The sequence below is a fragment of the Amycolatopsis sp. cmx-4-54 genome (genome assembly GCF_046548895.1).
Lineage (GTDB): Bacteria > Actinomycetota > Actinomycetes > Mycobacteriales > Pseudonocardiaceae > Amycolatopsis.
This window is the reverse complement of record NZ_JAEBEJ010000018.1, coordinates 120,540-141,552: the sequence shown is the minus strand read 5'-3', so window position 1 is coordinate 141,552 and position 21,013 is coordinate 120,540. Positions and strand designations below refer to the sequence as shown.

14 protein-coding genes are annotated in these 21,013 nt (G+C 70.9%); 4 read left to right on the top strand and 10 right to left on the bottom strand.

What is annotated here, in order from left to right; translation table 11 throughout:
• Positions 1 to 17: 17 nt before the first annotated feature.
• From ACLJQ7_RS39575 to ACLJQ7_RS39550, 6 genes are all read right to left on the bottom strand, one after another.
• Positions 18 to 5,351 carry an SDR family NAD(P)-dependent oxidoreductase gene (locus ACLJQ7_RS39575; RefSeq protein WP_410653323.1) on the bottom strand — a complete coding sequence of 1,778 codons (5,334 nt, stop codon included), beginning with the start codon at positions 5,349 to 5,351 and terminating at the stop codon, positions 18 to 20.
• Positions 5,352 to 5,364: 13 nt separating this feature from the next.
• On the bottom strand, positions 5,365 to 8,820 hold the full coding sequence (locus ACLJQ7_RS39570; RefSeq protein ID WP_410653322.1) for an amino acid adenylation domain-containing protein: 3,456 nt from the start codon (positions 8,818 to 8,820) through the stop codon (positions 5,365 to 5,367).
• Between the two features lie 141 nt (positions 8,821 to 8,961).
• Positions 8,962 to 12,420 (bottom strand): beta-ketoacyl synthase N-terminal-like domain-containing protein, encoded by a 3,459-nt coding sequence (locus ACLJQ7_RS39565; RefSeq protein ID WP_410653321.1) that lies wholly within the window; start codon positions 12,418 to 12,420, stop codon positions 8,962 to 8,964.
• 357 nt (positions 12,421 to 12,777) lie between these two features.
• Positions 12,778 to 13,023, bottom strand: a complete 246-nt coding sequence (locus ACLJQ7_RS39560; RefSeq protein WP_410653320.1) for a hypothetical protein — start codon at positions 13,021 to 13,023, stop codon at positions 12,778 to 12,780.
• Between the two features lie 47 nt (positions 13,024 to 13,070).
• Positions 13,071 to 14,135 carry an ACR3 family arsenite efflux transporter gene (gene arsB / locus ACLJQ7_RS39555; RefSeq protein WP_410653319.1) on the bottom strand — a complete coding sequence of 355 codons (1,065 nt, stop codon included), beginning with the start codon at positions 14,133 to 14,135 and terminating at the stop codon, positions 13,071 to 13,073.
• Positions 14,136 to 14,165: 30 nt separating this feature from the next.
• Positions 14,166 to 14,570 (bottom strand): arsenate reductase ArsC, encoded by a 405-nt coding sequence (locus ACLJQ7_RS39550; RefSeq protein ID WP_410653318.1) that lies wholly within the window; start codon positions 14,568 to 14,570, stop codon positions 14,166 to 14,168.
• A gap of 130 nt (positions 14,571 to 14,700) precedes the next feature.
• Here ACLJQ7_RS39550 and ACLJQ7_RS39545 point away from each other — a divergent pair, with 130 nt between their 5' ends.
• Entirely contained in the window at positions 14,701 to 15,111 is a 411-nt protein-coding gene (locus ACLJQ7_RS39545) for an ArsR/SmtB family transcription factor (protein WP_410653317.1), read from the top strand.
• Between the two features lie 18 nt (positions 15,112 to 15,129).
• Here the strand turns inward: ACLJQ7_RS39545 and ACLJQ7_RS39540 are convergent, their stop codons facing one another.
• Together ACLJQ7_RS39540 and ACLJQ7_RS39535 are read right to left on the bottom strand one after the other, a co-directional pair.
• Positions 15,130 to 15,924, bottom strand: coding sequence for an SAM-dependent methyltransferase (locus tag ACLJQ7_RS39540; RefSeq protein WP_410653316.1), 795 nt, complete (start codon positions 15,922 to 15,924; stop codon positions 15,130 to 15,132).
• Between the two features lie 132 nt (positions 15,925 to 16,056).
• Positions 16,057 to 16,467, bottom strand: a complete 411-nt coding sequence (locus ACLJQ7_RS39535; RefSeq protein ID WP_410653315.1) for a hypothetical protein — start codon at positions 16,465 to 16,467, stop codon at positions 16,057 to 16,059.
• A gap of 131 nt (positions 16,468 to 16,598) precedes the next feature.
• Here ACLJQ7_RS39535 and ACLJQ7_RS39530 point away from each other — a divergent pair, with 131 nt between their 5' ends.
• A complete protein-coding gene (locus tag ACLJQ7_RS39530; protein ID WP_410653314.1) occupies positions 16,599 to 17,129 on the top strand; it encodes a MarR family transcriptional regulator in 531 nt (176 codons plus the stop codon).
• A complete protein-coding gene (locus tag ACLJQ7_RS39525; RefSeq protein WP_410653313.1) occupies positions 17,126 to 18,286 on the top strand; it encodes a cytochrome P450 in 1,161 nt (386 codons plus the stop codon). Before ACLJQ7_RS39530 ends, ACLJQ7_RS39525 begins: the two co-directional genes overlap by 4 nt.
• Before the next feature lie 361 nt (positions 18,287 to 18,647).
• Here the strand turns inward: ACLJQ7_RS39525 and ACLJQ7_RS39520 are convergent, their stop codons facing one another.
• Both ACLJQ7_RS39520 and ACLJQ7_RS39515 read right to left on the bottom strand, forming a co-directional pair.
• On the bottom strand, positions 18,648 to 19,253 hold the full coding sequence (locus ACLJQ7_RS39520; RefSeq protein ID WP_410653312.1) for a LysE family translocator: 606 nt from the start codon (positions 19,251 to 19,253) through the stop codon (positions 18,648 to 18,650).
• A gap of 216 nt (positions 19,254 to 19,469) precedes the next feature.
• A complete protein-coding gene (locus ACLJQ7_RS39515; protein ID WP_410653311.1) occupies positions 19,470 to 20,033 on the bottom strand; it encodes a MarR family winged helix-turn-helix transcriptional regulator in 564 nt (187 codons plus the stop codon).
• 93 nt (positions 20,034 to 20,126) lie between these two features.
• Here ACLJQ7_RS39515 and ACLJQ7_RS39510 point away from each other — a divergent pair, with 93 nt between their 5' ends.
• The gene (locus ACLJQ7_RS39510) at positions 20,127 to 20,852 is read left to right on the top strand and encodes an SDR family NAD(P)-dependent oxidoreductase (RefSeq protein WP_410653310.1); all 726 of its coding nucleotides are present in this window, start codon (positions 20,127 to 20,129) and stop codon (positions 20,850 to 20,852) included.
• Positions 20,853 to 21,013: the final 161 nt, after the last annotated feature.

The window sequence follows — 21,013 nt, the reverse complement described above, 5'->3', positions numbered from 1 at the left end:
ACGACCACGTCACCGCCTCACCGTTCGAGCTTGGGGATGGTGGTCCGGGCGGATTCGGCCGGCGCCTCGGCCTTGTCGGCGCGCAGCTCCTCGATCCGCTCGGCCAGCGTGGCCACTGTGGACGCTTCGAACAGCGTCTTCATCGCCAGCCGCGTGCCGGTGGCCTTGCGCACCTGGGCGATGAGCTGGATGGCGACCAGCGAGTTGCCACCGAGGGCGAAGAAGTCGTCGTGGATGCCGATCTTCTCCACGCCGAGCAGCTCCGTCCACTGGCGGGCGATCTCGGCCTCCAGGTCGGTGCGTGGGGCGACGTAGTCGTCCTCCGACACCTTCACCGCCGTTTCGTCGGGTTCGTCCAGCTCCTCGACGGTGACCTGGTGCTCGATCAGCTCCCGCACCGGGAGCGTGCTGATCACCACCTGCCCGCCGAGGCCGGGGGCCAGCGCCCGGACAAACGCCTCGGCTCCGTCCACCGGCCGGATCCCGGTCGACTTCGTGTCCACAGTAGACACTGCGGGCACAGAAGTCAGTCCGCCGCCGACGGCGTCCTGATCCACCTGCCGTAGCACGAAGTCCTCGATCGTGACGAGCACACGGCCGGTGTCGTCGCACAGCGAGAGGTCGGCCGCCACCACCTGGTCGCCGCCGGAGTCGCGGTAGCGCAGGTGGCTGTGGAAGCTCGCCGGGAGCGCGTCGTGCACGACGATCCGGCCGTAGCTCATCGGCAGGTAGGTTCCGCTCCCCCGGCCGCGGCCGAACGCAGTCGCGACGTCGAGCAGTGCCGGGTGCAGCCCCCATGCGCCGGCGTCACCCGCCGCCGCCTCGGGAGCCGTGATCGTGGCCAGCTCTTCCTGTGCGCCGATGCGGTGTTCGCGGAGCGCCGCCCAGCGCGGGCCGAAGGTGACCATGCTGGTGCGGCCGGTGCCGAAGCCGTTCCCGTCCTCGATCGGCTCGGTCCGTCCCGTCACCGCCTCGATGTCCACAGTGGACGTCGACCCCGCCTCGACCCATCCCGCGGAACCGCGCACGTGGGTCCGGCTCGCGCCGGCCACGTGGCTGGTCACCGTGAAGTCGTCACCGTCGAACTCCACGCGGTACTCCGCGGTGGAGCCGTCCGGGACGCCGAACGGCTCCAGGAACGCGACGTCCCGCAGCTCGACGACGTGCCCGTCACCGGGCTTCGGAAGCGCCGCGGCCACCGCCGCGCGGACGGTCTCCAGGTGTCCCGTGCCCGGGACCACCGGCACCCCGGCGATCCGGTGCTCGTCGAGCAGCCAGTGCGTGGCCGCCGAGACGAGCCCGTGCGCACCGTCCTCGGTGCGCGTGGTGAGCACGGGGTGCTCGACCGCGCCGAGTGCCCGTGACCGGGCGGTGCGGATCGTGGTCGGCGCGGCCACCTCCGCGGCCATGCCGACCTCTTCCCAGCCACCCCAGGCGTGCGAGACGAGCCGTGCCCGCCAGCCGTGGCCGCCCCGCGCGTAGGCGTCGAGGAAGTTGTTGGCGGCGCAGTAGTCGACCTGTCCGATGCCGCCCGCCACCGCGGTGATCGACGAGCACAGCGCGACGAAGTCCATCGGCAGGTCGGCGAACGCCTCGGCCAGAGCCAGCGTCCCGGCGATCTTCGGGGCCAGCACGGACTCGGCCGCGGCCCGCTCCTTGACCTCGGCGACGCCGCCGCCGGGCAGCCCGGCGGCGTGCACGATCCCGTCGAGGCCGCCGAACTCGCGCTCGGCCAGCTCACGCACCTCGCGCAGACGAGCCGCGTCGGTGACGTCGGCGGCGACGACGTGCACCACCGCGCCCGCGGCCTCCATCCGCCGCACGGCGAGCATCGTGCGCCCGGCGCGGTCGGTGCCGCCGTGCACGGCGAGGTGCGCGTCCCACTCCGCGCGCGGCGGCAACCCGGCGCGGGAGAGGAGCATGAGCTTCGCCCGCACCCGGCGGGCGAGATCCTCGGCGAGCGTGATGCCGATGCCGCCGGTCCCACCCGTGATCAGGTACCGGCCGCCGTCACGCAACACCGGCTCTCCGGCCGCGGGCAGTTCAAGCTGGGTGTAGTCCAGCACCCAGCGTCGACCGGCCCGCAGCGCGACCTCGGCCGCCGCGTCGGCGGGACGGAACAGCTCGGCGACGGCGTCCTGCGGATGCGCAGCGTCGACAACGTCGATCCGGCGCACCACCGTGCCGGGGACTTCCAGCGGCACCACCCGGGCGATACCGGCGAGGGTCGCGTGCTCGGGGCGGGTCAGGTCGGTGCCGGTGACGTCGGCGGTGCCGGTGCTCACCACGTCGATCCGCACCGGCTCGCCCCAGGCCTGCACGAGGTTGAGCAGGCTGAAGAACCCGTGGTCCTGTGCGGCCATGCCGCGCTCGTCCCCGGCCAGCGTCCAGGCATGCACGACCCGCTCGGGCCGGGCGGGCAGCGCGGCCACGAGCGCCTCGTAGTCCTCGCGCGCGCCGGGCCGGACGGTGAATCCGGTCTCCGTCGCGGCGAACCCGTCACCACGATGCACCTCAGTCACCGCCACACCCGCTTCGCGCAGCAGACCGGGCAGGACGTCGTCGGCGACAAAGACGAGCGCGTTCGCGAAGGACTCGCGTCTCAGATCCGGTTCCGCCTGCCGCCAGGCCGGGACCGCGAACCACTCGGGCAGGGGCAGCGGACCGCTCCGCCGCGCGGGCTGAATGTCCGTGACCGGATCCGGATCGACCCAGTACCGCTTGCGCGCGTACGGGTAGCCGGGCAGCGGCACCCGGTGGCCGGGCGCGCCGAACATCCGGGGCTCCAGCGAAACCCCGTTCGTCCACAAGAGACCGGCCGCGCCGTACAGGGTTTCGACGTCACCGATGCGCTCGGTCCGGCCCGGCAGGCTCGGCTGCGGCGCGGGCATCCCCTTCGGCACCTGGCCGCGGGCGAGCCCGGACAGCTGATGACCAGGACCGCATTCGACGAGCGCCCAACGGCCGCCGCGATCCCCGCGCACGTACAGATTTCTGACGCAGTCGCCGAACCGGACGGCCTGACGCAGGTGGGAGGCCCAGTAGGCGGGGTCGGTGGCCTGGGCTTCGGTGATCCAGTCGCCGGTGACGTTCGACAGGAACGGCAGCGCGGGCGCGGTGCGGGCGACGGCAGTGACAGCCGCGGTGAACTCGGCGAGGATCGGGTCCATCATCGGCGAGTGGAACGCGTGCGAGGTCACCAGCTCGCGGCACTGGACGCCACCGGCCTTGAGCGTCGCCGCGAAGTCCGCGATCGCGTCCGACGGCCCGGCCACGACACAGGTGCCGGGCCCGTTCACCCCGGCGATCGCGAGGGTGTCCGGCAGTCGCGTGGCAACGCTCTCTTCGTCGAGCTGGACGGCCAGCATCGCCCCGGCGGGCATCGACTGCATGAGCCTGCCGCGCGTGGCGACCAGGTTCAGCGCGTCCGGCAGGGTGAAGACCCCGGCGACGGTGGCGGCGACGTACTCGCCGACCGAGTGACCGATCATCGCCGCGGGCCGCACGCCCCAGCTCTGCCACAGCTTCGCCAACGCGTACTCGACGACGAACAACGCGGGCTGGGTCACGCGGGTTTCCCGCAGCGCCTGCTCGCCACCGCGCCCGAAGATCAGGTCGCGCAGCTCCGGCAGTTCGGCTTCGAGCAGCCGCAGGCACTCGTCGACAGCCGCGGCGAACACCGGCTCCGCCTCGTACAGTTCGGCGCCCATCCCGGCGTATTGGGAACCCTGGCCGGGGAAGAGGAACGCCACGTTCGTCTCCCCGGCCTGTGCGGACACGAGACGCCGGGGGTCACGCAGCCCGTCGACGGCGTCCTCCGCGTCACGGGCGACGACGACCGCGCGGTGCGGGTACTCGGTGCGCCCGGCGGCCAGGGTGTGGGCCACGTCCGCGAGGTCGAGGTCGACATCCCCGGCCAGCCGCTCGGCCAGCCCGTCGACCGCCGCCGCGAGCGCTTCCGCGGTGTTGGCCGACACTCGCAGCAGGTGCGCCGGATGCGGTGTCCGGGACCGCTCGGGGGCCGGGGCCTCCTCCAGCACGACGTGCGCGTTGGTGCCGCCGACGCCGAACGAGCTGACGCCCGCCCGCCTCGGAGCCTGGCCCGCCTCCCATTTCGTCACTTCGCGCGCCGGATGGAACGGGCTCGCCGGGAAATCGATACCCGGGTTGGGCTCGTGGTAGTTGATGGTCGGCGGGATCAGCCCGTGCTCCATGACGAGCACGGCCTTGATCAACGAGACCACGCCCGCCGCCTGCGACAGGTGGCCGATGTTGGACTTCACCGAGCCGATCGCGCACCAGCCGGTGTCCGCGGTCGCGTTTCCGTACACAGTGGACAGTGCGGAGATCTCCATCGGGTCGCCCAGCGCGGTGCCGGTGCCGTGTGCCTCGACGTAGCCGATGGTGCGCGGATCGATCCCGGCCATGCCGACGGCCTGCGCGATCGCCTCCGTCTGCCCGGACACGCTCGGCGCGGAGAAGCCGACCTTGGTGGCGCCGTCGTTGTTGATCGCGTTGCCCAGCACGACGCCCCGGATGTGGTCGCCGTCCTCGATGGCCTGCGACAGCCGCTTCACCAGCACGACCCCGACGCCGCTGCTCCAGACCGTGCCGTTGGCACCCGCGTCGAACGTGCGCACATGGCCGTCCGGCGAGGTGAAGCCGTCGACGCCCATGTAGCCGACGCCGTGCGGCATCTCGAGGTTGACCCCGCCGGCCAGCGCCATGTCGCATTCGCCGTTGCGCAGCGCCTCGCAGGCCAGGTGCACCGCGACCAGGGACGTCGAGCAGGCGGTGAACACCGCGAGGCTCGGGCCGCGCAGGTTGAGCTTGTACGACACCGACGTCGTCAGGTAGCTCGGCTGGTTGCCGGTCGAGATACCGATACCGCCGTGCTGCGAGGCGAGGAGCCGCTCGTTGCGCATCAGGTTCTCGGTCAGGTATCCGGTGCCCCCGGACCCGCCGTAGACGCCGATCGCGCCGTCGAAGCGGGCGGGGTCGTAGCCCGCGTCGGTCAGCGCGGCGTGACACGACTGGAGGAACAGCCGATGCTGCGGGTCGGTGATCTCGGCTTCGCGGCTGGTCATGCCGAACAGCTCGGCGTCGAACTCGTCGAAGCCGTCGACCACGGCGGTGGCGTTCACCCAGCTCGGATCGTCCACGGTGTCCGGTGCCGCGCCGCGGGCGATCATCTCCTCGCGGGTGGCGGGCACGATCGACTCGACGCCGTCGACGAGGTTGCGCCAGAACTGCCGCACGTCACGCGCGCCGGGCACGCGAACGTCGAGTCCGACGATCGCGATCGGTTCGGCTCCGGGATCGCCGGTGCCGGTTTCGGGAAGGTGGGTCACGGTGGTGCTCCTATCAGGGGCCGGCCGGGCCGGCGGTGCGACGGGGTCTTCTGGTCTGGGTCCGGCCTCGGCGGGCGGCGACGCGCTCGGCGGCGCGGGCCAGTTCCGGGACGGCGGCGCCGCCGGAGTGCAGGTGCGCGGCGAGGGCACGGACGGTGGGGTGGCTGAGCAGGTCGACCAACGGGATCCGGCGGCCGAGCCGGGCGCTGACCTGGGCGTGCACCCTGGCCAGGGCGAGCGAATTCCCGCCGACGTCGAAGAAGTTCTCGGTGTGCCCGACTTCGGCGACGCCGAGGACGTCGCACCAGGCACGAGCGATCACCACTTCGGTCGCCGCGGCCGCCTCCGGGTCCACGGCCACTGACGGTGGCCGTGCCCTGGCGCGGACCGCCGCCCCGGGCGCGGCGGTGCGGACCTCCGCCCGCGGCAGCTCCGGCACGCTCGTCCCGACCGGCGCGTCCGGCGCCGCGGCCAGCGCGCCGAGCAGGGCGACGTAGTCCTCGGCGAGCCCGGCCATCCGGTCGTGGTCGAACAGGTCCGGGTTGTACAGCAGTTCGACGCCGTCGTCGTGGACGTACACCGTGAGGTCGAAGGGTGACCCCGGCTTGTCGACCGGCAGCCACGCCGAGGCCACGCCGGGCAGGTCCAGCCGTGGCTCGGTGAAGTTCAGGACGTTGAACATCACCTGCACGAGCGGGGCGTGCGCGGGATCGCGGGGCACGCCGAGCGCGTCGACGATCCGCTCGACCGGCGCGGACGGATGCGCGGTCGCGGCGAGGAGTTCCGCGCCGCCGTCACGGACGTGCGTCGCGAAGTCCGCGGCGTCGTCGGCCCGCAGCCGCACCGGCACGATGTCCACGAAGAACCCCGCGACGTCTTGGCTTTCGGCGAGCTGCCGGTCCGCGACGACCGTGGCCACCAGGTGGTCGGTCGCGCCGGTGAGCCGCCGCAGCAGCTGGCCGAACGCGGCGAGCAGCACCCCGGCGCGCGTCGTGCCGGTGCGGGCGGCCAGTGCCCGGACCGATTCCTCGAGACCGTCCGAAAAGGACTGACGCAGGCTCGCACCCCGGTAGGTCTGCACGGCCGGGCGCGGCCGGTCTCGCGGAAGGTCCACTGTGGTCGGTGCCCCGGCGAGATGCCGGGTCCACCAGGCGACGTCCACCGCCTCCCGGCGTTCGTCGCGTCCGGCCCGCCACACCGCGTAGTCCGCATAGGACGCCACCGGCGGCGGAAGTGGCTCGCCTCGGTAGGCCGCCGCCAGGTCGGCGCACAGCAGGTCCTGCGACCAGCCGTCGAAAACCGCGTGATGCAGCGTGATGCCGAGTACGTGCTCTGTCTCGCCGAGCCGGTAGAGCCGCACGCGCCAGGGAGCCGCACGGTCGAGGTGCACCGGCGTCGCGGCGTCGGCGGCCAGCAGGGCCCGCAGACCGTCCTCGGTCATCGGTGCCACCGGCAGCGGAACTTCCGCCGATGGCAGGAGATCCGCCTGCGGCGCGCCGTCGACGGCCCGGATCCGCCAGCGGAGCACGTCGTGCCGGTCGGCGACCGCGCGCAAGGCGTGACGCAGCGCGTCGACATCCAGTGCGCCGGTCAGCCGGAACGCCATCGCGATGTTGTACGGCGCGGCGTCCGGCGCGAGCTGGTCGAGGAACCACAGCCGCCGCTGCTGCGGCGACAAAGCGGGCGCGTGCCCGGTGGTCAGCCCCGGGCCGGTCAGCGGCGGCGCGGTCGCGACCCGGCGGGTGAGCCCGTCGAGCGTGCCGCCGGCCAAGACGTCCTCCGTGGCGACGTCCGTGGCCAGCTCCGCCCGCAGTGCCGCGACCAGGCGCATCGCGGCGATCGAGTTCCCGCCAGAGGCCAGGAAATCCGTCCCCGCGCCGTCACCGAGCACTCGCCGCCAGATGGCCGCGACCGCGCGTTCGGCCGGGGTACCGAGCGGGCCGAGGTCCTCCTGGTGTCCCGCCAGCGCCGCTTCGGCCAACTCCCGCAACGCGGCCCGGTCGATCTTGCCGGTGACCGGGTTGACCGGCAGGCGGTCGAGCACCCGGACCGCGGCCGGGCGCATCGCCGCGGTGAGCCGGTCCTGGCCGAGACCGTCCACATCGGACGGTGCGGAGGCCGGTGCCAGGAAGGCCACCAGCCGGATACCCGCCTGCCCGGGGACGGCCTCGACGGCGGCGGCGTCGACGTCCGGATGAGTCACGAGCGCGGCCTCCACCTCGCTCAGCTCGATCCGCTGGCCGCGGACCTTCACCTGCCGGTCGGCGCGGCCGGTGAACTCGAGACGACCGTCGGGCAGCTCGCGGACCAGGTCGCCGGTGCGGTAGAGCCGTTCCCCCGGCGTCATCGGGTCGTCGACGAACTTCGCGGCGGTCAGCTCGGGGCTGCCGAGGTAGCCGAGCGCGACGCCCGGACCGCCGATCAGCAGCTCGCCGATCTCGCCGGGCGCGACCGTCCGCAGCTCGGCGTCCACGACGTACGCCCGGTGGTTCGGCGTCGGGCGGCCGAGCGGCAGTGGGTCGGCGGGGATGCCGGTGACCTCGTCGGTGACGACCACGACGGTGGTCTCGGTCGGGCCGTAGGCATTGAAGAACCGCCGTCCCGGCATCCAGCGAGCGGCGAGTTCCGCGGGCACCGGCTCGCCACCGCAGGCGATGACGCGCCAGTCGGGCACGGCCGCGGGGTCCACCATGGACAGCAGCGTCGGCGTGACGAAGCCCCACTCGACGTCGTGCTCGACGAGGAACCGCCGCAGCCGTTCGGGGTCGGCCCGGTCGGCGGCGCCGGCGAGCTGGACCGATCCGCCGTGCGTCAGCGGGACGAACACGTCCATGGTGAAGGCGTCGAAGGCGAGCGAGGAGATGCCGAGCGACCGGGCGTCTGGCCGGATTCCCAGCGCGGCGGCGAATCCGGTGACGAACGCGACCACGTTGCGGTGACTGGTCAGCACGCCCTTGGGGCGGCCGGTGGAGCCGGAAGTATAGAGGAGGTGGACGAGATCGTCCGGCCCGGCGGGGCAGTCGACGGGCCCGTCCGCGGGCGGGGGCACGTCGAGGGCCTCGATGCCTTGCGTGGCACCGAATTCGGCCCGCGCGCAGTCACCTACGACGAGGAGGACCCCGGCGTCCGCGGCGATTTCGGCCAGCCGCGCCTTGGGGCCGCCGGGTTCGAGCGGCACGTAGGCGGCACCGGACAGCAGGACGCCCACGACGGTCGAGATCAGCTCCGGCCGCCGGTCGGCGCAGACGCCGACGCGGCTCCCCGGCCCGGCACCGCGGGCCCGCAGCAGCCGGGCGACGCCGGTCGCCGACGCGACCAGTTCGCGGTAGGTGAGCCGGGCGTCACCCTGCCGGACGGCGACCGCGTGCGGGGTGCGCGCGGCCTGGGCGAGGATCAGCCCGGTGAGGGTGGTGTCCGGATAGGACAGTGGCGGGCCATGGCCGCCCACGACGGGCAAGGTGTCGGTCACCGAGGGTTCTCCTGGTCTGAGTGTCGGTTGGTGAACCCGCGTCCGCGATCGACGTCGGCAGGACGCTGCCTGGTCATCCATGTCACAGAAGCCGAGAGGGCGCCCCGCCACCGCGATAGCGGGGCCTCCGGCCGGGCGGGTTCACGCATGTGGCCACTTTCCGGACAAAGTCTCAGCTCCGCCAACAGGCTCGGATGTGTGGTGAGGCGGCGGGTCGATCCAGTGCCGCTCCCGCTGGAACGGATAGCCCGGCAACGGAACGCGGCCCGGATCGCCGTGCGCCGCCCACTCGATCTCGCCGCCACCGGCCCAGTGGGCGGCCAGGTCCCGCTCCGCCCCGGCCGGGCCTTCGACGTCCGTTCCGTTCGCCAGCACCGCATCGAGCGCGGCGACCGCCGACGTGACCGAGTCCGCCACCACGGCGGCCCGGCAGACGAAAGCCCGCCGCACCGAAAGCGTGTACGCCGTGTCCCGGAGGTCCGGCGCGTCCGTGGCGAGCCGGTCGCGCAGCAGGGACACCGCCTCGCGCAACGCCTTCGCGTCACGCGCGGACACCGGCAGTACGAACGGGCCGCTCACCGCCTGCCGTGGCGGGGTGGCGGGAGCCTCCTCCACGAGCACGTGCACGTTCGTGCCGCCCATGCCGAACGAGCTGACCCCGGCCACCCGCCGTTCGCGGGCGGGCCAATCGGTGGCCTTCGCCGGGACGTACCAGGGGCCGCCCGCCAGATCGACCTCCGGGTGCGGCGCCGTGAAATGCAGGCTCGGCGGGATGACGCCGTGCCGCACCGACAGCACGGCCTTGATCAGCCCGGCGATACCGGCCGCCGCGTCGAGGTGCCCGATGTTGGTCTTGACCGAGCCCAGCGCGCACGTTTCCGGCGGCGTGTCCCCGTAGACCCGGTTGAGCGCGGCCACCTCGATCGCGTCACCCAGCGGGGTGCCGCTGCCGTGGGCTTCGAGCAGCGCGACCTCGTCCGGGGCGACCTCCGCGACGGCCAGTGCCTCGGCCACCGCGGCCGCCTGACCGGCCGGTCCCGGCACGGCGTAGCCCGCGCGGTCGGGGCCATCGTTGGTGATCGCCCAGCCGGGCAGCACGGCGTAGACGTGGTCGCGGTCGGCGAGTGCGTCCGACAGCCGCCGCAGCACGACCACCCCGGCGCCCGAGCTGAACCCGGCACCCGCCGCGGCGGCGTCGAACGCGCGGCACCGGCCGTCCGATGAGGCGAGCCCGCCACTGCGGTACCGCGGCCACGTCACGCTCGCCCCGCCTGCCAGCGCGACGTCGCACCGGTAGTCCGCGAGGCTCTGCGCGGCCAGCGCCACCGCCGCCAGCGAACTGGAGCACGCGCTCTGCACGGCCACCGCCGGCCCGGTCAGTCCCAGCCGGTAGGCGACCTGGCCGGGCAGGTGGTCGGCGAGCTGGCGGCCGGTCAGCCGCCCCTCCCAGTCGTCCGGGTCGACGTCGCCGGTCACCGCCGGATTCCCGAACAGGTGGAACAGGAAGTAGCGGTTCACCGAGGCGGCCGTGAACACCCCGACCGGCCCGGTTTCGGCGGCGGGGTCGCGTCCCGCGTCTTCGAGTGCCTGCCACGCCGTTTCGAGGAAGAGCCGGTGCTGCGGGTCGGTCCGCGCGGCCTCGTCGGCGGTGAACCCGAAGAACCCGGCGTCGAACTCCTCGACCCCCTCGATCCGGCCGCCCGCCCGCACGTACGCCGGGTCGGCACGCAGGCCCGGCCCGATACCCAGCGCCGCCAGCTCGTCGTCGGCGTAGTCGTGGATCGAGTCGACGCCCGCGCAGAGGTTCCACCAGAACGAAGGGGCGTCCGGCGCGCCGGGGAACCGGCAGGCCAGCCCGACGACGGCGATGAGATCGCCACCCTGCTCCTCCGCGGTGACCGGTGGCGGAGTGTCCGAAGTGGACTCCGTGAACCAGGCGGCCTGCCCGGCGATCGTCGTGCGCTCGAACAGGACGAGCAGCGGGACGTCCACGCCGAACTCGTCGGCCAGCCGCGCCTGCACCCGGCCGAGCCGCAACGAGTCGCCCCCGGCGTCGAAGAACGGCTCGGTACGCCCGACCCGGTCACGGCCCAGCACCGCGCACCAGATCCGGTGCACGCGTTCCTCGTCCGGGGTCAGCCGCTCGGCCGGGACGGTCGCGGCCGACCGTGGGTCCGGCAGCGCCAGTTCGTCGAGTTTTCCGGTGACGGTCAGCGGAAATCCGTCCAGCACCGCGACGGCCGCGGGTACCGAGTAGCCGGGCAGCACGTCCGCCAGCGCCGCCCGCAGCACCCGGCCGTCCGGACGCGAGTTGGCCGCGGTCACGTAGGCCAGCAGGTCGCCGTCGCGCACGATCGCCCGGGCTTCGGCCACGCCGGGCTGTTCGGCGAGCCGGGCCTCGATCTCGGTCAGCTCCACCCGGAAGCCGCGGACCTTGACCTGCCGGTCGAGCCTGCCGAGGCAGACGAGGTTCCCGTCCGGCAGGAGCGTCGCGAGGTCCCCGGTCCGGTAGCGACGGCCGCCGTCGGCGGTCACCCCGAACGCCGGGCTCGGCTGATCGAGGTAGCCGTCGACGAGGTGCCGCCCGCGCACTTCGAGTTCACCGCTGTCCAGCACGGTGAGCGTGAACCCGGGCAAGGCGCGCCCGATCGGCAGCGGGCCCTCGGCGTCCGGGTCCAGTTCGGCGGCGGTCGTCCGGTAGTGCGCGGCGAAAGTCACCTCGGTGGCGCCGTAGCCGTTGACGAACACGCACTCCGGCGCGAACCGGCCGCGGCGCACGTCGGCGTGGGTCGCCTGCTCGCCGCCGAGCAGCACGGTCCGCACGGACGGGAGGCCGGTCTCGCCGAGGACGTCGAGCAGGTGCCGGTAGACCGTGGGCGTCGAGTGGTAGACGGTCACCTCGTGCCCGGCCAGCTCGCTGGCGGCGTGGGCGAGGCCGTGCGCGCGCAGGTCGACCGGCACGAGCGCGGCGCCGGTGAGCAGTGCCGGGTAGAGGTCCGGGATCGCCGCGTCGAAGCCGAACGACGCGAGCAGGCTGAGCCGGTCGGCCGCGGTGATGCCGAGCGCGGCGATCTGGTTGTCGACGACGTGCAGGAGGTTGCGGTGGGTCTGCGCGACGGCTTTCGGCAGCCCGGTGGACCCGGAGGTGAACAGCACGTACGCCGGGCTGTCCGGATCGGGCTCGGGCACCGGGAGCGGAGCGGTCTCCGTGCCCGAGCACACGAGCCGCGCGGTTCCGGTGCGGCACAGGGCCTCTGCCAGCTCGATGTACTCCGGATCCGCGAGCACGGCGGTCACCCGCGCGGCCGTGAGCTGGTACTCGAGACGTTCCCGGGGAAAGGTCGGGTCGAGCGGGACGTAGGTGCAGCCCGCGGCGAGGGTGCCGAGGATCGCCGCGATCGCGGCACTGCCGTGCCCGGTGACGAGCCCGACCCGCTCCCCCGGCCGGACACCGGCGTCGCGCAACCGCAGGGCGCGGCCGCCCGCTAGCCCGGCGAGCCGGGCGTAGGTGAGCCCGGTGCCGTGCTCGAAGACCGCGATCCGGTCGGACGACTGCCGGGCGTGGACGTCGAATCGGCTGACGCAGCCGGGTCGGGTCATCGGGCGTCGAGCAGTCGCTCCGAGGTTTTTCGGGCGCGCGACAACAACAACGGCGTGGACTTCATCTTGCTCCCCAGTACAGATTCAGGTGAAGAATCACGCAAGGTTAAGACGACCGGCCGCGCCGTGGAATACGAATTCCGCGTATTTAGTCCGAACGATCCATCCATATTGGACCATACGTCGCAGTTATCCGCCCTTCGCGACCGAATCGGCGCCCTGGGCGGTACTTCACCACGATCCTTCGGACACAAACGACACTCGATCGATCACCTTCGGTGACACGTCGGATATTAACCGACCCCTTGTCATCGAATACATTCACGAGCGGTCGGCGAGTCAATTTCCACCATCGATTCAGAAATAGGATCCCGTCGCTCGCCGGTCCTCGAATTCCACTACCGGCCGCGGCGGCGTGAAGTTTTCAGGGGAGCGCCAGGTCATGCCGACACCGATCAGCGTGGCCGAGGCAGGACCGGTCCAGTCGCCGTAGCCGAGGAAGTGCAGCGTGCAGCCGGTGCCGTCCACGCAGGACCGCGAACTCCTCGACACGGCGGTCACCGTCTCCGCGCGGCGGATCGGGAGTTCGTACCGTTTCGACATGCATCGGCCACCTGGGCACGGACCCATGCCGCGTCGGGGAGATACGACTACGCGGTCCAGCGTTTCCGCAGCCAGAGGCTGACGTAGACCAGCGCGACCAGTACGGGTACTTCGATCAGCGGGCCGACGACCCCGGCGAGGGCCTGCCCCGAGGTCACGCCGAAAACGCCGATGGCGACGGCGATCGCGAGCTCGAAGTTGTTGCCGGCGGCGGTGAACGCCAGCGTCGTGGTGCGCTCGTACGACAGCCCGCACGCCTTGCCCAACAGGTAACCACCGACCCACATGATCGCGAAGTACACCAGCAGTGGCAGCGCGATCCGGGCGACGTCGAGCGGGCGGGAGGTGATGTTGTCGCCCTGCAAGGCGAACAGGATCACGATGGTGAACAGCAAGCCGTAGAGCGCGATCGGACCGATCTTCGGCAGGAACTTCTCCTCGTACCAGTCGCGTCCCTTGCTCCGCTCCCCGACGCGGCGCGAGAGATATCCGGCGGCGAGCGGGATCCCGAGGAAGATGACGACGCTGAGCGCGATCTCCCACGGCGAGAAGTCGAGGCTCGTGGTGTCCAAGCCCAGCCAGCCGGGCAGCAGGTCAAGGTAGAACCAGCCGAGCACCCCGAACATGATCACCTGGAACACCGAATTCAGCGCGACGAGCACCGCCGCGGCTTCGCGGTCACCGCAGGCGAGGTCGTTCCAGATGATCACCATCGCGATGCACCGGGCGAGACCGACGATGATCAGCCCGGTCCGGTACTCCGGCAGGTCCGGCAGCATCAGCCAGGCGAGCGCGAACATCAGCGCCGGACCGAGAATCCAGTTCAGCACCAAGGAAAGCACCATCGTGCGCTTGTCGCTGGTGACGGTGCCGAGCCGGTCGTAGCGGACCTTCGCCAGCACCGGATACATCATCAGCAACAGCCCGAGCGCGATCGGCAGCGAAACCTGCCCGATCTTCACCGCGTCCAGTACCCCCTGCAGACCGGGGATCACGCTGCCCAGCAGCAGCCCGGCGCCCATCGCGACGATGATCCAGACGGGGAGGAACCGGTCCAAAAAGGACAGTTCATGCAGGACGTCGGCGCCTGCCTTGTCGGCGGTTCGAGTCACGAGCTGGGTCTCCAGAAGTCGGAAGCGGGATCAGGCGTCGAGGATTTCGGCGACCAGGCCACGGACGCGGCGATCGATCTCGTCACGAATCGGGCGCACCGCCGCCACCCCCTGACCCGCGGGATCCTCCAGCGGCCAGTCGAGGTAACGCTTGCCGGGGAACACCGGGCACGTGTCACCACAGCCCATGGTGATCACCACGTCGGAGGCTTCGACGTCCTCAGTGGACAGTTTGCCCGGGACCTCGGCGGTGATGTCCAGGCCCCACTCCGCCAGCGCCGCGGCAGCGGCGGGATTCACTTGGTCCGCGGGCTCGGAGCCCGCGGACCGCACCGCGATCCGCCCGAGCGAGTGGTGCTGCAACAGCGCGGCGGCCATCTGGGACCGGCCGGCGTTGTGCACGCAGACGAACAACACTTCGGGCGTGCGGGTCATGGCTCTCCTCAGAACAACGGATGAGGACTGGATCGAAGTCTGTGAATCCAATTCAACGGCCTGCATCGACGTTTGTCAATCCAGTGGGTAGTCTGCCGTCAGAGGTCACAGGATCCGAGGAAGGGGGCGTATGGCGACCGAGAACGGCCGCACCCGGAAGCCGGTGCCCATCACCCTGCTGATGGCCGAGCCCGCGGCGGTCGTGGCCCAGGACGAGGCGGAACACGCGGCGAAGCTGTTCAAGGCGCTGTCGGACCCCGTGCGGATCCGGCTGCTCTCCCTGGTCCGGTATTCACCGGGCGGCGAGGCATGCTTCTGCGATCTCGCCGAGGAGTTCGACATGCCGCAGCCGTCACTCAGCCATCATCTCCGCGTCCTCGTCGCGGCGGGCATCCTCGAGCGGGAACGCCGGGGAACGTGGAGCTGGTACAGCGTCGTTCCCGAACCGCTGCGGACCTTGGAGGCGCTGCTGACGACCGGTGGGCCACTGGCCGATCGGACCGCGCCGCTGTCGGCCGGGCAGCGGCCCGCGCGCTGCTGACGGGGAAATCCGTTTGTGTCAGACCTTGCGTCCGACGCCGGCGTAGACGTCGTCCGGTTCGATGTCGCGGAGGCCTGGTTCCGGGTGCCACAGTGGCGCGCTCACCACACCGGGATCGATCAGCTCCAGTCCGTCGAAGAGAGCGGCGACGTCGGCGTAGGGGCGGAAGTACATGGGATCCCTGCTGTTCTTCATCGCCTCGGTGACCGCCGCCATCTCCCGGGGCGCGTGGTCGGCGGTCAGATGCGACAGTGCGATCAGGCTGCCGGCCGGGAGCGCCTCCCGGTAACGGGCGACGATCTCGGCGGGGTGCAGGCTGTCGGGGATGAAGTGGAACACGGCCACCATGAGCAGCCCGATCGGCTGGTCGACGTCCAGGAGTGCCCGCACCGGCGCCGAGTTCAGGACCGATTCGGGCCGGCAAAGGTCTTCCTCGACGACGGTGGCGTTCGGGTCGCCGTCCAGGATGAGGCGACTGTGGGCGACGGCGACCTTGTCGTAGTCGACGTAGACCACCTGACATGCGGGATCCATGGCCTGGGCGATTTCGTGCACGTTGCCGACCGCCGGGATCCCGGAGCCCAGATCGAGGAACCGGGTGATGCCCTGACCGATCATGTACTGCACGGCGCGGCGAAGGAACGCCCGGTTGGACGCGGCGACCTGACGCCCCGAGGGCAGGACGGCCATGACCTTCTCCCCGACAGCGCGGTCGGCGTCGAAATTGTGGCTACCGCCGAGCAGCCAGTCGTAGACCCGTGCCGCACTGGGCACTCGGATGTCGACACCCTCTGGAACCCGTTCGCCCGCCACGGACACCCACACCTCGCATCGCCTCGATACACCTCTGTCGCCAGTACGGTACCGACTGCGCTGCCTCGTTCGTAACCACCCAATCCACCACACGGGCGTTGTCGCACAACGACTACAGCCCGGCTCGGCGCCTCAGATGGACGCGCGAGCGGCTCGCGAGGCGGCGGTCAAGGTGGTGCCGACACCGGACACCAGCCCGTTGTCGACGCAGGTGAGTGTGACTTGGTAGCCGCCAGGAGCGGTGGCGTGCATGAAAGCGCTACAGGTGTCGCCGCCGCCGAGTGCGATTTGCGCCAGCGCACGTGCCTCCCCGCCGGCCTCGGTGAGGGTGGTGCCGAGCCCGTCGATGAAAGAGAGCCCGATACCGTTGCAGGCGAGAGTGGCTTCGTAACCACCACTGACCGCCGAGTTCATGAACGCCGAGCACCCCGCGGCGGGTGCGGCGCTCGCGACGGAGGGCAAGGCGAGCGCCGCGACCGTCACTGCTCCGGCCATGAACACCGCTCGCTTGACCAAGCCGATCATGCTGATGCTTTCGCGCATCGACGCATCCTCTCTCCTCTTACGACTTCGACGACGCTTCGACGATCGGCCACCCACTGTGGTTCCCAAGGCACCCAACGTATCGAGCCCGAATCCACCAATAGCATCGTTTTAGATGTATCGTTATCGATGTGAAGGCCAGTGAGTTGTATCTGCTCGGCAAGCATCTGATGGAGCTCGCCGCCCGGGGCATGCGTGACGATGCGGATCCGGAGACGCCGGAGATCTACGACGTACTGATCTCGGTGCTCGTCGAGGGGCCGGGCATGTCGATCGGGGAATTGACCGCCCGGACCGGGTTCGCGCAGAGCCACGTCTCCGGCGCCGTCGCCAAGATGCGGGCAATGGGCGCGGTCGTCACGCGTCCTGATCCGGCGGATCGCCGCCGCACCTTGGTCGTCCCGGCCGAGGCGCTGGTCGAGGCGATCGCCCGGCGCCAGCAACGTGCCGCCGAAGAGATCCTCGCCGCGGCGCTCGCCGAGCTCGATCCGGACCGGGATTCGGTCGCGGACCGGGCAGCACGGCTTACCCGGGCGGCGGAGGAGCTGTACCGGCTGCTGACCGCTCGCGCGTTGGGGGTGGACGAAGATGCCGCACTGACACCGTTGCACTCGCTGGCCGAGAAGACGACCGGAAGACCGAGGAACGGAGAGAGAACATGACTGGGGCAGCCGAATACCCGTTCACGGACACGGAGCCGTTGCGGTGTCCCGCGGAATTCATCCGCCGTCAGGACGAGGAGCCCGTCGGCCGGGTGCGCCTGGCCTCCGGCGAGGACGCCTGGCTCGTCACACGGTATGCCGATATCCGGAGTTTGCTCAGCGATCCGCGGTTCCGCCCCTGGGTACCCGGGACCGGCTCGGCCGACGGCGGAGGATTGCTCTTCACCATGTCGGGTCCCGAGCACGCACGGCTTCGGCGCATCGCCGCCAAGGCACTCACCCCGCGCCGGGTCGAACTGTTGCGTCCGCGCCTGGAAACCATCGCGGCGGAGTCGGCCGCGAAACTGATCTCGCAAGACCGGCCCGCCGACGTGCTGAACGAGTACGCGATCCCCTTCGCCCTCGCCGCGCTCAACGAACTTCTCGGTGTCCCGCAAGCGGCTCGCGGCGATCTGCGGGCCTGGACCGACAGCATCGTCGCGGTGTTCACCGCGCCGAACTATGCGGAAATGGCCGAAGCGGCCCAAAATCTGGGCGGTTACTTCGCGGAACTGGTGGAGGCCAAGCGAAAGACTCCGGGCGACGATCTGCTGACCGGCCTGCTCGAAGCCCGCGACGACTCCGGCGACTCGTTGCGCCCGGACAAGATCACGCAGCTCGCCTTCGCGATCATGATCGCCGGCTACGTCCCGCCGGCGAACGCGCTGGCCCGGGCCGTACTGCGGCTGGCCGCCGAACCGGCACTCCCCCGGGACCCTGCCGGGATCCCCGCCTTGGTCGAGGAACTCCTGCGACAGGACCAGGGTTCGGCCACGGACCAAGGACGGATCGCCGTCGAGGACGCCGAAATCGGCGGAGTTCCGATCCGTGCGGGCGAATTCGTCCTCGCCCCCTTGCGGGCGGGCAACCACGATCGCAGGCGCTTTCCGGAACCGGACCTCGCCGACCTCTCACGTACGCCCGGCCACCTCACTTTCGGGCACGGGCCACACCATTGTCTCGGGGCGGCACTGGCCCGCACGGAACTCCAGGCCGGGATCGCCGCGCTACTCGCCGCCGCACCACGGCTGCGGCTGGCCGTACCGTTCGACGAACTCACCTGGCGGCCGATGTTCCTCACCCTGCGCGGCCCCGTCAGCGTCCCCATCACCTGGTAACGCCTCCCCGTGCTTGACGACCCGTCCGCGCGGGGCGTGAGTGGCGTTATCGAGGGGTAAGGCAAACGTGGCGCGTCCCGAAAGTGGCTTTCGGAATGGGGAGCGGCTCCAGCGTGACCGTATCCTCAAGTACGTGATGGCCCTATACGACACGTTCGCCTTACCCCTCAATAGAACGCTCAGCTCGGCCCCCGGATAGCCGTCACGAACGGCTTCGCCGACCAGCACACGAGCCGCACCCAAGGCGCTGTGCAGGGTGTCGGCGTCACATTCCGTTTCGTGCCGCCGAAGTTTCGATCAGGGACACAGCGCCGGGCCCGTTCGACCGCGTCCTACCTCATCCTGTCTTACGACCACACCGTCACACTCCCACCAAGGTGATGACGCCGAGGCCTAGCAAGATCACGCCCACCACCGAATCCAGCGACCTCTTGACCCGCGGCCGGTTCAGGAACGGGTGGAGACTTCCGGCCGCGAACGCGAACCCGAACAACCACAGAGCGCTCACCGTGACATAGATGGCGAAAAGCACGAGCTCGGCGCCGAGGGCCGACGTCGCCGAGCCCGGGAGGAACTGCGGAAGAATCGACAGATAGAACAAGCCGATCTTCGGGTTGAGACAGTTCATGAGCAGTCCGCGCAGGAAGAAACCCGTGTTCCCGCGATCTTCCCGTTTCGGCGCGGGCGCCGACGGCGACAGCGCGGAACGCAGCGCCGTGATCCCGAGCCACATCAGGTACGCCGCGCCGATCACGGTGACGACCCGAAAGGCCACGCTGCCGTTGGCCAGCAACGCCGACAACCCCACCACCGAAGCGATACCCCACAGGACGATACCGAGCAGGACCCCGGCGGCGGTACGCACCGCCGCCGGACGCCCGGCGGCGGCACTCGTCTGGAGCAGCAGCGCTTGATCCGGCCCCGGAACGATGACGATGACCGCCGCCGCGGCCGTGAAAGCGAGCACAGTGAAAAGCGTCAAGCGGTCCCCCCACGTCGTTCAGCCCAAATGTTCACCGATCTGCCGACGCGTCGTGTAGACGATCTCAGAGCCGGGTGATGACGGAGTTCAAGGCCGTGGGCACGACGGGCGCACTGGGGCTGGACAGGGACGAATCTGCCTGCGATTGAATCCGGCATTTCATCCTGCCGCTCTGAACCCCGGCGCGACTCAAGCTCTCATTCAAAGCACCGTTCCGACATCTCCGACGTGAGAGACTCCGTGATCGTCGCAGCGGCTCTGGACCTCGGCGAGCAGCACCCGCAGCAGTGAGGCGAGCTGGGCCCGCTGCTCGTCGCTCAGCCCGGAAACCAGTTCGAGTTCCCGCTCCAGCACCCGATCGACGGTCTGATCCACCAGCGCGTGCCCGGCCGGGGTCAGTGTCACGTACACGCTGCGGCCGGGCGGTTCGGTGTGCCGTTCGACCAGCCCCTCGCGTTCCGCGCGGGCCACCCGCTGCGAGATCGCTCCCGCCGTGACCAGGGTCAACCTCGCCAGCTCCCTGGTCGTCAGCGAGTACGGCGGGGAGCTGCGCCGGAGCACGCTGAGCAGGTCCAGCGTGGCCGAATCGACGTCGGAGTCGAGAAGGACGCGGCGCCGGTCCTCACCGAACAACTTGGCGAGTTGCCACACCCTGGTCACGATGCCGATGGACTCCGTCGACGTTCCGGGCCGTTCGCGCTGCCACGCCGCCTCGATCTCGTCCGCGGCGTCCGGCGTGGGGTCCATTTCGGACGCTGCACTCATCCCCAGACCTCCACCGCGGTTGTCGGCTGCATGGCACACAGCCTATCATTTAGGCCTAAACGTGAGTTGGTCGATGAACACGAAGGAGGCTAGATGACTCGAACAATCCTGGTCACCGGTGGGGGCACCGGCATCGGAAGGGCCTTGGCGGCGCGATTCGCGGCGTCGGACGCCGTCGTGCACATCACCGGACGACGCAAGGACGTCCTGGTCTCGGCGGCGGCCGAGCTGGGCTCTTCGGTCCGGCCGCTCGTCTGCGACAACACCGATCCCGAACAGGTGACCACCGCGTTGGCGGAGCTGGACGGGCCGATCGACGTGCTGGTCAACAACGCCGGTGGCAACACCGATTTCGATCTCCCCGACCAGGATGGGCTCGCCGGTGTCCTCGCGCGCTGGCGCGCCAATCTGGACGCCAACCTGATCAGCGCGGTGCTGACCACCACCGCGGTGGAGGACAGGCTGGCCGAAGGCGGGGCGGTGATCCACATCGGGTCCATCGCCGCCGACCAGGGCGCCGGATCGTACGGCGCGGCCAAGGCAGGGCTGTCGTCGTGGAACGTCGACCTCGCCCGGCGGCTTGGCGCCCGCGGGATCACCACGAACGTGGTCGCGCCGGGCTACATCCGCGAGACCGAGTTCTTCCGGGACAAGCTCCCCGCCGAGCGGGCCGGGCAACTGGTCGACGCGACCTGCACCGGCCGTGCCGGGATTCCCGTCGATATCGCCGAAACGGTGTACTTCCTCGCTTCCGCCGGCGCCCGGCACATCACCGGGCAGACCCTCGGGGTCAACGGCGGCGCGCACCCGACCAGATAAGGAGGAATGGTTGCCGTCGCGGACACTCCCCTCCACCGTGCCGAGCCCTCGTGAATCTTCGCCCGGCCGCGGGATCCTTCACCGAAAGCCCCGACAAGCCGACGGGCGTCGTCCAGGAACTCACCGGGCGGCTGACGCTTTCGCGCCGGGAACCCGTGACT